The organism is Cytobacillus solani, from assembly GCF_001420595.1.
In the GTDB taxonomy this organism is placed as follows: domain Bacteria; phylum Bacillota; class Bacilli; order Bacillales; family Cytobacillaceae; genus Cytobacillus; species Cytobacillus solani.
On sequence record NZ_LJIX01000006.1, the window covers coordinates 4,488,470 to 4,504,472 of the forward strand.

General features: G+C 38.3%; 13 protein-coding genes. 2 read left to right on the forward strand and 11 right to left on the reverse strand.

Translation table 11 applies throughout. The annotated features are described in order from the left end of the window. Nucleotides 1–5 precede the first annotated feature (5 nt). From wecB to AN957_RS24255, 9 genes are all read right to left on the reverse strand, one after another. Nucleotides 6–1,064, reverse strand: coding sequence for a non-hydrolyzing UDP-N-acetylglucosamine 2-epimerase (gene wecB / locus AN957_RS24215; protein ID WP_053478721.1), 1,059 nt, complete (start codon nucleotides 1,062–1,064; stop codon nucleotides 6–8). Beyond that, nucleotides 1,061–2,653 carry an asparagine synthase C-terminal domain-containing protein gene (locus AN957_RS24220; RefSeq protein WP_053478720.1) on the reverse strand — a complete coding sequence of 531 codons (1,593 nt, stop codon included), beginning with the start codon at nucleotides 2,651–2,653 and terminating at the stop codon, nucleotides 1,061–1,063. The genes wecB and AN957_RS24220 overlap by 4 nt, the downstream gene beginning before the upstream one ends. A gap of 122 nt (nucleotides 2,654–2,775) precedes the next feature. Then, nucleotides 2,776–4,203, reverse strand: a complete 1,428-nt coding sequence (locus AN957_RS24225; protein ID WP_056686576.1) for a lipopolysaccharide biosynthesis protein — start codon at nucleotides 4,201–4,203, stop codon at nucleotides 2,776–2,778. A 1-nt stretch (nucleotide 4,204) separates the two neighbouring features. Beyond that, entirely contained in the window at nucleotides 4,205–4,936 is a 732-nt protein-coding gene (locus AN957_RS24230) for an N-acetyltransferase (RefSeq protein WP_053478718.1), read from the reverse strand. A gap of 118 nt (nucleotides 4,937–5,054) precedes the next feature. After that, the gene (locus AN957_RS24235) at nucleotides 5,055–6,368 is read right to left on the reverse strand and encodes a nucleotide sugar dehydrogenase (protein ID WP_053478717.1); all 1,314 of its coding nucleotides are present in this window, start codon (nucleotides 6,366–6,368) and stop codon (nucleotides 5,055–5,057) included. A gap of 14 nt (nucleotides 6,369–6,382) precedes the next feature. After that, nucleotides 6,383–7,393: a Gfo/Idh/MocA family protein gene (locus AN957_RS24240; RefSeq protein WP_053478716.1), complete on the reverse strand. Its 1,011-nt coding sequence runs from the start codon at nucleotides 7,391–7,393 to the stop codon at nucleotides 6,383–6,385. After that, on the reverse strand, nucleotides 7,386–8,129 hold the full coding sequence (locus AN957_RS24245) for a hypothetical protein (protein WP_053478715.1): 744 nt from the start codon (nucleotides 8,127–8,129) through the stop codon (nucleotides 7,386–7,388). Before AN957_RS24245 ends, AN957_RS24240 begins: the two co-directional genes overlap by 8 nt. A 98-nt stretch (nucleotides 8,130–8,227) precedes the next feature. Further along, nucleotides 8,228–9,340, reverse strand: a complete 1,113-nt coding sequence (locus tag AN957_RS24250) for a DegT/DnrJ/EryC1/StrS family aminotransferase (protein ID WP_053478714.1) — start codon at nucleotides 9,338–9,340, stop codon at nucleotides 8,228–8,230. A gap of 173 nt (nucleotides 9,341–9,513) precedes the next feature. Next, a complete protein-coding gene (locus tag AN957_RS24255) occupies nucleotides 9,514–10,572 on the reverse strand; it encodes a glycosyltransferase family 4 protein (protein WP_053478713.1) in 1,059 nt (352 codons plus the stop codon). Nucleotides 10,573–10,957: 385 nt separating this feature from the next. Here AN957_RS24255 and secA2 point away from each other — a divergent pair, with 385 nt between their 5' ends. Further along, the gene (gene secA2, locus AN957_RS24260) at nucleotides 10,958–13,324 is read left to right on the forward strand and encodes an accessory Sec system translocase SecA2 (RefSeq protein WP_053478712.1); all 2,367 of its coding nucleotides are present in this window, start codon (nucleotides 10,958–10,960) and stop codon (nucleotides 13,322–13,324) included. Between the two features lie 65 nt (nucleotides 13,325–13,389). Next, entirely contained in the window at nucleotides 13,390–14,295 is a 906-nt protein-coding gene (locus AN957_RS24265; RefSeq protein WP_056686579.1) for an accessory Sec system S-layer assembly protein, read from the forward strand. A gap of 212 nt (nucleotides 14,296–14,507) precedes the next feature. Here the strand turns inward: AN957_RS24265 and AN957_RS24270 are convergent, their stop codons facing one another. Both AN957_RS24270 and AN957_RS24275 read right to left on the reverse strand, forming a co-directional pair. Next, nucleotides 14,508–15,215, reverse strand: coding sequence for a C40 family peptidase (locus tag AN957_RS24270; RefSeq protein WP_053478710.1), 708 nt, complete (start codon nucleotides 15,213–15,215; stop codon nucleotides 14,508–14,510). Between the two features lie 237 nt (nucleotides 15,216–15,452). Further along, nucleotides 15,453–15,863 (reverse strand): hypothetical protein, encoded by a 411-nt coding sequence (locus tag AN957_RS24275; RefSeq protein ID WP_075209246.1) that lies wholly within the window; start codon nucleotides 15,861–15,863, stop codon nucleotides 15,453–15,455. Nucleotides 15,864–16,003: the final 140 nt, after the last annotated feature.

Here is a 16,003-nt window from a genome sequence, read left to right on the forward strand (position 1 = left end):
AGCACCTACTTTTTGCTGATTAAATCAACAATTTTTTCAGAGGCTTGTCCATCACCAAATACTTCTTTATATTCTGGGTTAACCTCTTTTTGCACAGCAGCTAAGATTTTCTCCGTATCTGTTCCAGTTAAGATATTCGCGTCTCCACTAAGCGTTTCAACCCATTCTGTTTGCTCACGGATCGTTACGCACGGAACCTTCATGAAATAAGCCTCTTTTTGTACGCCGCCAGAGTCTGTCACGATTTTCTTTGCATTCGCCTCAAGCGTCAGCATGTCTAGGTAACCAACAGGATCAATTACTTTTAAATTAGGGACATCGCCTAAGTTTAAGCCGTAATCAGCCAATTTATGCTTCGTTCTCGGGTGAATCGGCCATACCTTTACTTCTTCAATTTTTGAAAAAGCATCTAAGATGTTTTTCATATTCTCGATATCATCTGTATTTTCCGCTCTGTGAATCGTAATTAAGTGGTAATTTTTTGCCGTTAACCCAGCTTCCGCTAGGATATTCGACTTTTCCTTTGCCAGCTCACGATTATAAAGCACGGCATCATACATCACATCCCCAATATTAAATACATTGTGAGTAATGTTTTCAGTTGTTAAGTTTTCAATTGCCGTGTCTGTCGGGCAAAATAAATATTCTGATACATGGTCTGTCATAATACGATTAATTTCTTCCGGCATTTTTTTATTAAAGCTTCTAAGACCTGCTTCAATATGAATGACAGGAACATGCAATTTAGCAGCCACCAATGCGCCTGCCAATGTTGAATTTGTATCACCATAGACCATTAAATAATCAGGCTGTTCATTTAGAACAATCTCTTCAATTTTCGCAAGCATTTCACCTGTTTGCTTCCCATGGTTGCCTGATCCAACACCTAGATGATAATCAGGCTTCGGAATATGCAGCTCTTCGAAGAAAATATCAGACATATTAGCATCATAGTGCTGGCCTGTGTGGATGATCTTTTCCTCCATATGCTTTCGTAATACCCTTGATACTGGAGCAGCTTTAATAAATTGCGGTCTTGCGCCTAGAATCGTTAATATTTTCATTTCAATTCACCTTTCAAGCTTTGAATATAGTCTTTTGCTAAAAATGAGTTAATATTATACGGCTGCGAATATTTCAAGCGATCATATTTAAAGGACAAAGCCCTGAGGTATTCAGGATAGCTTTTATAAATGCCGTACCATTCCATCGGCTCTGTATAATACTTTTGATAAAGCTTTTTCTTGTTATAGATCTTTTTCGCTGTTTTGTAAAAGACACCATACTTTTGTTTTAAAGACGTTTCCTTGCCTGCTGGCTTTTCTGGCTTTGGAAAATAATCTGGGTACATTTGATGAAGAGTGTAATCGTATAAGTATTTCTTGAAACGAAGGTCGACAGGAACGGTTTTGAAAAATTCCATTAACCGATCATCCCATAATGGAATCTCCCAGCCCTTTTCATAAAACTCATACACTCTGACAGAGTTAATAATAAACTTTGCCTGTCTTTCTTTCCAATCCCAGTATTCAAATAGAGCACTCGCCTGCTCATTTGTTTGGAATGGCAAGTCTCCAAATGACCGTTTGATTTCTGCTAGTACATCCCCAGCAGATTCATGCAGCCCCTTTTCCATTTCCCAAAGCTTATGATGCTTATTAAGGGTAAATTGAACGACGTCATCTGCCGAAAACGCACGATCCTCCGTGATTTCATAAGCTAAATGGCTTCCTGCAACGAAATCACCTGAGTGGCCTGGAATGAACACATAATCTCGATCCTGCTTGCTAACGATTTTTCTTACGGCTGGCCAATCCTGAAGGTGAGCCATCGAAGAACCATTCACAGCAAAATCCACATACTGCCTCCACTCAGCTGAATGATACCAGCTATGCCAATCATCCTTCTTGTATTCAACAAAGTCCCATTTTAGCCCGAGGCGATCAGCAATATCTTTACTAACAAGCGCCTCTTTATTTTCCCTTTTTCCGTATGTAAAGGAAGCGATATCTTCCAGCCCATACTCCTTTAGCAATAAGGCGATAATTCTTGAATCATAGCCGCCGCTAAGAGGCAGAATCGGAACTTTATTCTTTAAACGGACAATGAGGTCTTCGAACACTTGATGAAAAACATTTTTTAGTTCTGAACTAAATTGCTCTAAGTCCTTCTCAACAGGCTGATGGTAAAATTGGTAATACTCTTTGCTTCTAATCTTCCCATCTTCTTGGATCTGAATGTATGAACCAGCTTCAACTTGATGAACTCCATCATAAAGTGTCTTTTCATTTGCGGTAAAACCAGTTAATAAAAATTCCTTCACGGCTGTTTGATTGAATACCTGGTCCGGTTTTTGACTAATTTTATCTGTTACAATCCAGTCTGAGCCATCTTTATAATAAAAAAGTGGTATGCTCCGCTTCCGATCAACAATCGCCGTCACTTCACTCTGACCAGCTTGTATGAAGACAAATTCACCTTGTATTTCATTTAGCTCACTTAGGAAGAACCCCTCTTCATCAAGAATATTGTGAAGATCCTCGGCTTGATAACACTTCCCTTTGTAAAGAAGATAGCCGCCAAAATATACTTGGCCAAATGGGAAGGTTAATTCTTTTATAAGAGTACTGTTTTGAATAATTACTTTCAGCAAATAAATCACCTATTTTTTCGTTAGGTTATGTCATTTAAATATATGGAATTGCCTGTGGGGTACGCGTATCTATTCGTTCATTGAATCATTTTCGGACACGTATCCCACAGACCTTCCTATTTTCAATTTGCAGCAGATTTTTTCCGCAATAGATCTTTATCAATCCGTGAAAGCAGAACAACGACCACATACCCGATCCAAGCAAATACAATATTCCAATCCGAAATACTGCTCTCCTGAATATAAACGATTGCCATCACTGCTACCAGTGAGAACATAAATAAAAAGGTCATTTTGCCAAATGACACCGGAACATGATAAAGTTTTTGGCTTTTAAAGAAAATATACGTAATCGCGATCAGATAAGAAATCAAATAAGCTGCGACGCTTCCCCAGATCGAAAAGGATGGTATCAACGCCACATTCAAAATAACATTGACAACTGCTGCGATTCCGAATGCATACGAAATAATCTTTGTTTGTTTCGAGAAAAAGATACCGACTGAAATAATCATATAGAAAAAATTCAAGAAGGTAACAGCAGATAAGACCGCAACATATTGATAAGCTTCATGATAGTTGGTATTTAACATTTGGATGATCCAAGGCATTAATGTAGCGACTGCTAAAACACCGATTGTCCCTAGTAACAGAATACCATAATACAACTTTGCAAATAAAACAGGGCTATCATTTCTATCCTTAAGCGACATGGAGAACGGTCTCCAAGCCATTTGTACCCCACTGGTGAGGAGTGTTATTAAAGATGCAAACTTAACCGCTGCCCCGTAAATACCAACTTCGTGAAACGAGGTAAACCTTTCTAGCAGAAAAGAGTTTGCATTAACAATAACCCAAAAGGCCAGAGAAGCCGGAACTAGTGGTGCAGCGTAAACAAGAATTTCTTTCAAAAGTTTTTTATTAAATGTAAATTTAATAAATTTGATTAACGGCTTAATCAATAAAAGAGCAACGATAGCCACACTTATTAGCCTTCCATACAAAATGCCATCGATTGTTGGGCTAACATAGGCTAAAAATCCATAAGAGAATAATGCAATTAGAAGCATCTTTAAAATCGTAAAAGTTACAACCTTTTTCGTGAAAAAGTCATAACGAAGAACTGTTAAAATTAGGGCAATTACTGTATCTAAAGCCAAAACCCCAATTGCAATGTAGAACAAATAATATAGGGCAGCATCTTTTAATAGAAGCTGTGCCAGCCACTCTCCACCGACTAGAAATACGATTGCAATTATTAAAACTATCAGCATTCTAAAGGTCATGACCGAGCGGACATAATCCAGCCTTTTCTTCTTATCCTCTGTATCAAAGTAATAAAAGGCAAGTGCGGAATCTGTTCCGAAAATAACAACGAAGGTCAGCATGGACGTGACTCGATCTAAATAATCCAAAACCCCGTATTGTGCAGGATCTGGCAGAAAGGATGTATATATCGGAAGCATAATAAAGGCTATTAGCTTCGTTCCTACGTTCATAAATGCGTAAAGGAGCGAATCCGCTCCTAAACGCTTAATTTGGGCGAACACCCTATAACAGTTCCCGCTCGTCTACCATCTTGACGAATTTAGCAGGAACACCTTTAACTAAAGTCTTTGCTTCCGTATTCTTTGTTACTAATGCACCAGCGGCTACAAATGTTTCCTCTTCAACGACGATCCCCGGAAGAATAATCGATGCTCCACCAACACGAGCGCCTTTTTTCACATGTGCGCCTTTAATCTTGTCAAAACGTTCTTCCGTACGGCCCATGAAATTATCGTTTGTCGTTGTGACACAAGGAGCGATAAACACTTTCTCTTCCAATGTTGTGTAAGCAGTAATATATGAGTTGGATTGGATTTTTGTGCGATCGCCAATTTTCACAAAGTTTTCAACCGTTACGCCTCTGCCGACGATAACAAAATTCCCAATTTCTACGTTTTCTCTTACACTTGCCAGGTCTGCAATTAATGTACTTGAGCCAATTTTCGCTCCACGATAAATAACGCAATTGGCACCAATAGTTACTTCTTCACCAATTTCCAGAGCAGGAATGGAATCAGATAGCTTTACCGTGCTTGTTTTTGCTGGCTTTGGCGGCTTTCCAACAACGGCACCGTCTGCAATTGTCGTGTTATCCCCAATCGTTGTCCCCTCATGAATCGTTACGCGGTTACCAACGATAACGTTTTTACCGATTTTTACATCTTTTTCAATAACGGAAAAATAACCGACCTTTGCCGTTTCATCTACTATAGCGGAAGGATCAATAAAATTCATAAGAAAGTCTCCCTTTACCTTAAAATTGACTGGAATAATGAAATTTTGACCGGATAAACAGAAAGTTGACCGGATTCCCAACTAATTTGACCGGAATCTCCAAATCTTGCTCTATATATTATAATTTAATGTATTTATTCGGCTTCGCAATATCCTTTAGTGCATTACGCGTATCAAAAATAACCTTGCTTTCCTTCGCGATCATTTCGTAATCAAAATCTGTATGATCAGTTGTTACTAAAACAAGATCTGCCTCATTTAAAAGCTCTTTAGACAATTCAACCGTTTCAATCTTTTGATTGCATGATCTGAATGACTTCACATAAGGATCTACTACTGTATAATCTGCACCGTGATGCTCCAACAGCTCAACAATCTTAAGAACAGGAGATTCCCTTACATCATCAATGTCCTTTTTGTATGCAACACCAAGAACAGCCACCTTTGCTCCACGAAGTGCTTTGCCATCCTCATTCAATGTTTGCATTGCACGTGTGATGACATATTCAGGCATGCTGTTGTTAATTTCGCCTGCAAGTTCGATTAGTCGTGTATGGTAGTTATATTCACGAGCCTTCCATGTTAAGTAGAATGGATCGATTGGAATACAGTGTCCGCCTAAGCCTGGACCTGGATAGAACGCCATAAATCCGTATGGCTTTGTCTTAGCTGCATCAATTACTTCCCATACATCAATGCCCATTTTTTCACAAAGAATGGCCATTTCGTTTGCCAATGCAATGTTAATGTGACGGAATGTATTTTCGAAAATTTTCTCCATTTCAGCAACTGCCGGAGAGGATACTTCATGTACATCGCCTTCAAGAACACTTCTGTAAAGGGCTGCTGCCACTTTCGTACAATTCTCAGTAATTCCGCCAACTACTTTCGGAGTATTTTTCGTTTTGAATTGCTTATTACCTGGATCCACACGCTCTGGAGAATAAGCAACAAATACAGTTTCGCCTGTTTTAAGGCCTTTTTCTTCAAGCGCAGGCTTGACAATTTCCTCTGTTGTTCCTGGGTAAGTAGTCGATTCTAATACAACAAGCATGCCTTCATGTGCATATTTAGCAATTTCTTTAGATGAGCTTTCTACATAAGAAGTATCTGGCTGCTGATAAATATCAAGCGGAGTTGGCACACAGATTGCCACGGCATCTACTTCTTGGATACGCGCATAATCAGTTGTTGCGACTAAACGGCCATCCTTAATCATGTCTGCTAATTCTTGATCAACCACATCGCCGATATAGTTAATTCCCATATTCACTTGCTCTACACGTGCTGCCTGTACGTCAAAGCCGATAACCTTATAGCCAGCTTTTGCTTTTTCAACTGCAAGCGGAAGACCCACATAACCTAAGCCAACAACACCAATAACAGCTTCTTTATTTTCAATTTTATTAATTAATGATGTATATACGTTCATCTTTCTTTCTCCTTTTATAGAACGACTTTTTTGCCAGTTTCTGCTGATTCTAATATGGCCAATATTAATTTTACAGGAGCAAGACCGTCTTCTCCAGTTACAATTGGGTTACGATTTTCTTTTACAGCAAGCACCATATCTTCGATGATGCATTGATGCCCTGGTTTGCCAAAAGGATCTGCTTGAATCTCATTTTTTATTTTGTCCGCTTCCTCTTCCGTTACCCCTTCGATATCCCATGTTTCAATAAAATTAGCGTTTCTGCCGCTAATTTTCACTGATGCCGTTTCTCCAAAAATAGCAAGGGATTCTTCTAGGTTCTTCGGATAAATTGTCGTCGCTGCTTCGATGACACCAAGCGCTCCATTCTTAAATTGAACAACAGCTGCTGCGACATCTTCGGTTTCAATTTTGCGTAAGCGAGTAGCCGCCATCGCCTGTACCGATTCAACCGGCCCCATTAACCATAGCATTAAGTCAAGGTCATGAATCGCTTGGTTCATAAGAACACCGCCGTCAAATTCCTTCGTACCCCGCCATTCAGCTTGATCATAGTATGCCTGATTGCGATTCCAGCGAACGGTTGCATTTGCATGGCTTAATTTCCCGAATGAGCCTGCATCCATCTGCTCTCTTAGCTTTTGAATGGCAGGTCTAAAACGGTTCGGATGAACAACAGCAAGCTTGACGCCATTTTCATTCGCATATTTAATCATATCCTCAGCATCTTGCTGCTTAAGTGACATTGGCTTTTCAACAATAATATGTCTTTTATGCTCTGCGACAATCTTCGTTAAGCGTGCATGTAACCCTGAAGGGACACAAATATTAACAACATCAATATCCGGATTCTCCTCAAGCATTTGAGCTAAGTCCGTATATTTCTTTACATCTTCGTTATCAATTACTAAACGTGCAGGGTTCGTATCGCATATTGCAAACAGATTCGCATTTTCAGCCTTTTCAATTGCTTCAATATGCTTGTTTGCAATATGACCCATACCAACAACGGCAAAATTAATCATTTTTATAGAATCTCCTAGCATCATTTATATATTTCCATAGCATCAGAATAAGGATTGCAGCAATAATCCCCAAAACAAGTCCTGCTAATGTCAGTTCTAATTTATACGTGTTTGTTGGGCCTACTTCTTGAGAAACAATGCCCGGCTTTTCAAAAAAGGCTAAATCTGTTTTCATGCTTTGAATAGACGTTTTGGCCTTTGCAGCATCTGCCTCAGATTTTTCAAGCAGGCTAGTAATGTCTTCCGTTTCTTCAATTGTTAAATCTTCACGTTCAAGTCTTTCACTGCTAACAGTTATCACATCATTTAATTGCTCAAAGGTTGTTTCATTATTTTTTATAATATCTTCTGTCGTTTGATATCTTAGATCATAGCTATCAACAAGTCCCTGCTCAATGCCAGCTGCCATCTTTTGAAGATCCTTTTTAAGACGCTCTTCATTATCATCAAAAATTTTGATTTTTACATAGCTTTCACTAGAAACATACGCATCAATGACCCCATGAACATCTTTGCCATAAGTAGCAACCACATTCGATGGATTTGTTAATGCTTTTTGCTTAATAGAACCTGTAAAAACAGTTGCACTCCCTACGTATTTGCCATCCTTAGGGATTAAATAAGAAGCACCGAATCCTAATAATGTAAACAGTAGGGGGATAATAAGGAAGAAAATTTTCTTCTTCCAAAAGAAAACTAAGTATTCATATAACGCAAATCTTTTTTGTTCTGCCAAAAAGACCACCATTCCTTTTAAAATTATAGAAACTGCTTATTATTGCGAAAAAGCAAGTAAAGAAACGCCCCCTGCTCGGCGACGTTCCATTTTATTTTTTATTTTTTGAAAAACTCCGCAATTTTCGCTACTACATATTCTTGTTGTTCTTGTTTCAGTTCAGGGAACATTGGCAATGACAATGCCTCTTTAGCTGCCTTTTCTGATTCTGGCATATCTCCTTCTTTATAGCCTAGATCTTTAAAAACAGGCTGTACATGGAGTGGCAGCGGATAGTAAATCATTGTTTGCACACCTTGTTCTTTTAAGAAAGCCTGTAATTCATCACGCTTCTCTACACGGATCGTGTATTGATGGAATACATGGTAATTGCCTTCTTTTTCAACCGGCGTTTTTACTAAGTCCCCTAATTGCTCATTAAGAAGATGTGTGTAAATAGCTGCTCTTTCTCTTCTCAGCTCGCTCCATTTATCTAAATGCGGGAATTTCACGTTTAAAACAGCAGCTTGCATCTCATCCAAACGGCTGTTATAGCCTAATACATGGTGATAATATTTCGGCTTGCTTCCGTGAACACGGATGACACGGCTGTTTTCTGCTACTTGGTCATCATTTGTAACAACCATGCCCGCATCTCCGTATGCTCCTAGGTTCTTTGTTGGGAAAAAGCTGTATGTTGCAGCCGTACCATATTCTGCAACTGTTTTCCCTTTATGCTTAGCACCAATTGCTTGTGCAGCATCACCGATTACAGCAAGTTGATGCTTATCAGCAATCGCACAAATTTCTTCCATATCCGCTGTTTGCCCATATAGATGAACAGGGATAATCGCTTTTGTTTTCTCAGTAATGGCTGCTTCGATTTTCTTTGGATCAAGATTAAATGTTACTGGGTCGATATCAATATAAACCGGAGTAGCTCCAGCACGAACAATCGAACCGCCAGTAGCAAAGAAAGTAAATGGTGTTGTAATTACTTCATCACCTGATTTTACTCCTGCTGCTTGTAAAGCAATATGTATGGCATCACTACCGTTTGCTACACCAATTCCATGCTGAACATGACTATACGCTGCCACATCTGCTTCCAGCTTCTTCACATTATCGCCTAAAATAAAATGAGAAGAGCTCATCACTTGATCTAAAGCAGTAAGCATTTCGTTCTTTAACGTTTGATATTGTTCACTTAAATCTAACATAGGAATTTTCATATTCATTTCCTCCAACTTCCTAGATGAAATACTAAATCATTTTAACATAAAAAGGGATAAAAATTGCTATTTAACACTGTTGTAAAATGACAAATTTCGAACATAAATGCTGCAGCTAGACAAATCATTTTTCTAAAAAGGCCGTTTGCGAGTCGTCCACAAACGGCCTAATGTTATTGTCTGCCAGTAACTTTTCGATATATTTTGATAACAGGCTGATACTTCTCGTGTACTAAGCCAATTGTTTCTGCGAGCACCTCGAGGATCAGCAATAATCCGAAGATGATAAAAATACTAACCCATAGTGTTGCTGTTGAAAATAGTATAGCACTAATGCTAAAAATAATTCCAAATCCGTAAATGCATAGCACTGTTTTCCGATGAGACAAACCAAGGGCAAGGAGACGATGATGTAAATGCGATTTGTCAGGAGCTGAAATCGGCTTTTTATTTACAATCCGTCGAATAATCGCAAAGGTTGTGTCGAAAACAGGCACACCAAGGATGATGATTGGAACAATAAAACTAAATAGGGTTACACTCTTATACAAACCGAGTAATGACAGAATGGAAATGGCGTAACCTAAAAACAGCGCTCCCGTATCACCCATAAATATTTTTGCGGGATGAAAATTGTGGAACAGAAATCCTAATGTGCTTCCCAATAAAATAAGAGATAACATCAAAATGAGCGGCTTTCCTGCAATTCCGGCCATAAAAGCAATGGTTGCAATAACAATCGCAGAAATCCCTGCAGAAAGGCCATCAAGGCCATCAATTAAGTTAATGGCATTCGTAATAGCAACAATCCAGAAGACCGTAATCGGATATGTCCAAAAACCAACATCAAACGTACCGATAAATGGAATGGTCAGATGATCTATCGTCAAGCCGCTTCCTACAACAGCAGCTGCAGCAAGCAATTGACCGATTAGCTTATATTTTGCTGAGAGTTCATACTTATCATCAAGGACGCCAGTAATAACAATAATAATCGCACCTACTGAAATCCCAGTTATCTTTTCATTATAGAGACCGCCCACATAATAGCCTGCAATCACTCCAGCAAAGACAGCCAAACCACCAAGTCTAGGCATAATTTTTGAATGGACTTTCCGATGATTCGGTTTATCAGTTGCACCAATTTTCAGTGCAAACTTAATGACCAAGGGAGTTATTAGCAAGGACGTCACTAAAGCCGCAATAAATGCAGCTAAAAATTTAATATCCAATGATATCACCTTTAGTTTTTGAATTTATGCAGCCAGATTTATACTAACATATATCAAAAAGAATTCAATTAATTTCATTTTTAAAAATATTCTCTTGTAAGGTATAGCAATTACTTGTTAATAGTATCACCTCTTTTACAATAAAGTCTTTATTAGTTTTCGACCTTAAATGGAAGTTTCCTCTAAAGTTGACGAATATTATCGAAAAAAGTTTCAAATAAAGAAGAATAATAGAATCTGTCAAAAATTAACTGCGGCTTCCCTTCCAAATTATATTATACTACATTATATGTTATAATTAGATAGGGAAAAATGTAGAAGCCAAAACGGCTATTAATCTTATAAAAAATAGAACTACTTTTACTAAATTTTAGGAGAGAACAGCATGCTATCGTTAATGAAGCGCATATTTAATGAAGATTCTGCGGAGCTTAAACGCTTATATAAACATGTCACAAATATAAATGATTTAGAAGAAAAGATTTCTGCTCTAAGCGATGAGGAGCTTAAGGAGGCTACTCAATATTTAAAAGAGAAGGTTGCAGAAGGCGTATCTGTTCTTGATTTAAAAGAAGAAGCTTTCGCTACAGTGAGAGAAGCCTCTAAACGGGTACTTGGTCTCCGCCATTATGATGTACAGCTGCTTGGAGGATTAGTCCTTCTTGAAGGCGGGATTGCTGAAATGCGAACGGGCGAAGGTAAAACACTCGTTGCTACCCTCCCTAGTTACTTAAGAGCACTGGAAGGCAAAGGGGTACACGTGATTACAGCGAACGAATACTTAGCAACTCGTGACTATGAGCAGATGGGAAAACTGTTTAATTTTCTCGGCTTAACAGTTGGGTTAAATATTTCTCAAATCTCTGAAACCGAGAAAAGAGAAGCATATAACGCAGATATTACTTATGGCACAGGTACGGAATTCGGGTTTGATCTTTTGCGCGATAATATGACAGCAAGCTTTGAAGAACGTGTTCAAAGACCTTTACATTACGCAATTGTTGATGAAGTAGACAGCATTTTAATTGATGAAGCAAGAACTCCGCTCATCATTGCCAGCAAATCAGATATTGCGACTGAATTATTCTATATTACCTCTGAAATTGTAAAGAATTTTGAAGACGGCAACCAATATGAATTCTATCCTGAAACAAAGCAAATTGTTTTAACAGATAATGGAGCAAATGAATTCGAACAAGCTTTTGGCTTGAAAAATTTATATGATGCAGAACACCGCGAGCTTCTTCATAACATTATGCAATCGTTACGGGCACATGTCGTCATGAGAAAAGATGTGGATTACATTGTTAAAAACGATGAAATCATGCTTGTCGATCAATTTACAGGAAGAATCATGGAAGGCCGGACCTTTAGCGATGGACTTCACCAAGCAATTGAGGCAAAAGAAGGCGTCACTGTTAAGGATGAGAACCAGACACAAGCATCCATCACTGTCCAAAACTATTTCAGGATCTATAAAATCCTATCCGGAATGACCGGTAGTGCAGCACCTTCGAAAAAGGAATTTTTTGAAACATATAGTCTTCGTGTGGTTTCAGTACCAACAAATAAACCGAATGCTCGTATAGATGATGAGCCATTAGTTTATAAAGACTATGAAGCAAAGGTTGCAAAAATCGTCGAAGAGGTAGCCAAAAATAATAAAATTGGCCGTCCAGTTTTAATTGGGACAACCTCCATCGAACAGTCAGAAAAGCTTTCAGGCTATCTAGAAAAGGCTGGAATCAAGCATAGAATTCTTAATGCAAAAACGGAAGAAGATGAAGCAAACATCATCTCTCAAGCCGGACAAAAAAATCAAGTCATGCTTTCTACAAACATGGCCGGACGCGGAACGGATATTATCTTGGACCCTGCTGTCAGAGAGCTTGGCGGCTTGCATATAATCGGCACAGAGCTCCATGAAAGTGAAAGAATTGATATGCAGCTGAGAGGAAGAGCTGGAAGACAAGGAGACCCAGGCTCTACTCAATTTATCATATCCATTGAAGATGATATCTTTAATAGTTATGATAAAGAAGAGATGGATAGGTGGAAAAAGAAAATGAAAACGGATGAAACTGGCCTTATCATTTCACCAAATCCAGTGAAATTTGTGCTTAAAGTTCAATCCATTGTAGAAGGCGGTCATTTCTCTGCTAGAAATCATCTATTGAAGCTAGATGATGTCGTTAACCAACAACGGAAAATCGTTTATGAAAAACGTGATGCACTACTAGCAAATACGAATTCAGTAGATTTGATCAACAACTCTTTACAAAATCATCTTAATAACATCTTTGAAACCTATTGCCCTGCTGAACTCATTACAGAAAATTCAGTAGCAGATGGTTTGCATGAAGAACTGACACTTGTTTTCGGTGAGCTGCCATTCCAAGCCTCTGAATTACTCGATCTTGAAAAAGAGGGAATTCGAGAAAAGATCGACCAATTATATGAGAATTATATGAATGAAATAAAGAATCTTGAAGCAAATGAAGATTTCCAATCGCAGGTTAAATTATTATATCTGCAAAATTTAGATCGTTCATGGGTTGTTCATATGGAAATGATGATGCAATTAAGAGAAGGCTTCAATATTCGCGGCTATGGCCAAGAGGATCCGTACCGCCTATACGAACTGGAAGGCTTCGAGGAGTTCAAGCATTTCTTAGCCGAATTAGATGCTCAAGCAAGCAAGCAAACAAGAATGATCATTCAGCATTTTCTTCCTAGTGAGGAGAAACAATAAAGATAAGAATAAGGCGATTCTACAAAAACTCGCCTTATTCCTTTTAAAAGGGGACTGAACGACTTATGGGGATTTTTAATAAGGGAAATAAAGATGTAAACGGGCAAGAGGAAAATAAATCATTAGATATTCGCGCAACAGATAATGAAGAAGGAATAAAAACAGAGCTTTCTTATCACCCAGAATGGGACTTGAGCGTGCAAGAAAAATATGTGTTCCAATATAACCATCAAAAATTGCCAACGCTTCAGCCAAACCAAATTGCCATTAATGGCATTAATTTATACGAATATGATGGCGGGTTCGTTATCACCGCTTTCTTAAGAAGCTCCCTTCCTAAGCCTGTAAGCTTCGAGGTAATTGACTTAGTTATTGTGAATGGCGATAATGAACGATTAGCTAGAAAGAGCTTTGAAATGGACTTATTCGGTGAATTGCCTCCTAACTCTTGCAGACCATGGAGATTCTTATTCGAAAACGAGAATAAACTCGTAGATGAAATTCCTAAGAATAATTGGAAGGTTGTTTTTGAACTGAAGCAAAAAGCTCCAGACGTTCTTCCACTCGATCTTGAGGATAGCTGGAAAGAAGCCTTTAGTGACGAGCAGAAACAACATTTAGAAGACATTGTAAAGAACCTTCCGCCTTTACGTGAAGGAGAAGTTAATTTCATGGGACTAGAGGCAAAAATGATCGAAGGAAGAGGACTGGCTGCCACATTACTAATCCGCAATGCAAGCAACCGCAGCATTACGATTGAAAACCTGCCACTAGTATTCGAAGATGCTTCCGGAGAAGCTGTTGCCCAGGCTGGGTTTCAATTAAATAACCTTGAAATCAAGAGCCAAACATGCAAACCATGGACCTTTGTTTTCCCAGAATCAGCGATAACAAAGGAAAATCTAGATCTATCTAAATGGAAGACTTATGTTCCTCAAAATGCAGCTGTTAATATGAAAGAAGAGGCCTGAAGCTAAGCTTCAGACCTCTTTTTTTGGGTAAAATTAGAAAGTACGACTATTAAGTTAGAGAATTGGCTAGCTCCAGCACCTATCGCCTATCAAACTTCAGGTCCCCTCCCTACGATAAGTCAACATCAATTCACTTCGTTCATTGTGTTTCCTTTATCTCCGTCGCGTCCCTTCCAGTTTGTACGGCGATGACCAAGGCGCTTGCGCTTTTCTTACAATGAAAAGTACTCAATATGTGTATCCATTTTCGTTATGTACATATTATCGCCAAGCCCGTACTGACCGCCATGCTTATCATCATATGTATACACGCGATATTTTTCTCCAGCTTTAAGTACTCTTTCAACAACTAATTTGTCATTGCTATCACGTTTCCATAGATTAATAGACTTTTTAATTTCTACTACACCTATTTGACCAGACTTTACTTCAAGTCCTTTGAACTCTCCCGGCGGCGGTGGTGGAGCATCAAAGTTTGTGAATCGTTTCGCACCTACGTACTTATTTTTCCAATATTTATCGTCTAAACTATTGATTCTAACGCCGTCAGAAGTTGATGCATGAATAAAGTTATTGTCGCCAATATAGATCCCTGCATGGGATACGCCAGATCCAGATGTATTAAAGAAAACAGCATCCCCTGGCTTTAAATCTGATTTAGCAACAGTTTCGCCAACATTATATTGGTCTGCAGAACTTCTAGGTAAATTATTCACATTAAAATTTTCATATATGTATGTAATATATCCTGAACAATCAAAGCCTTTTGGTGATTCTCCTGCCCAAACATAAGGAGTTCCAATGAATTTCTTGCTATATTCTACTAGATCATCCGTACTAGATGCACTTGCGCTGCCTGCTCCGAAAACTGCCGGAAGAAGCAATGCCCCCGTAATGACTACTTTCGCTAAAATCTTCATTTAAACCTCCCGAAAATAAGAAGAATGTCGTATATTATCGCTACAAGTATGATTTTACATTATTTTCAGGTAATTTATCATTTCAAATCTATTAAATAATTCTTGTTATATTACAGGGATGTTACAATTTGAGTGATTTTGAAAGACTCTACTAAAGAACTAGCCATATTATCCCATTTTTATGAAAAATTACGTTTACTATAACAAAAAGTAAACCTTCTTACCATGTAAGAAGGTTTACGAAAAGTCTGGCCAATTTTTTTGGAATTGATCCCCTTTAACTTTTCCGAGTGTTCTATATCGAAAAGGCATTAAGTCACTTGCGTCTTTGTCCATAAATTCTAAAGCTAATTCTAATGGAATGAGATTAAATTGCTCCTGTGCCTCAGAAAGAAAAAAAGCATCTTTAATTTTTCCGCTTTTCTTCGTATCAATTAATAAAAAGGCCGGATAATAGCTGCCATCCTTTGCTTCAAGAATTGCTTTTGCTGTAATAAAACCTTTTTTCTCTTGTTCGATATCTTCATTCTCGGTTTTATCTAGAGCCTTTTGAGCCCAGCCTTGCCTTTTATAACCCCCAATAATTTTGGGAGGATCTTTTTCAAACTGCTTTCTTACTTGTTCCATATTATTCGAACCCATTGACATTCTTTTCCCTCCAACGAAAAGGGTTTCTATAAATTATCCCATAAAAGAGCACAAAATAGAATTGCTTGTACTAGCGTACCATATCATAAATGACAAATCAAACCAATACAAATAACATTTTTTGTAAAGTGCAATCATAA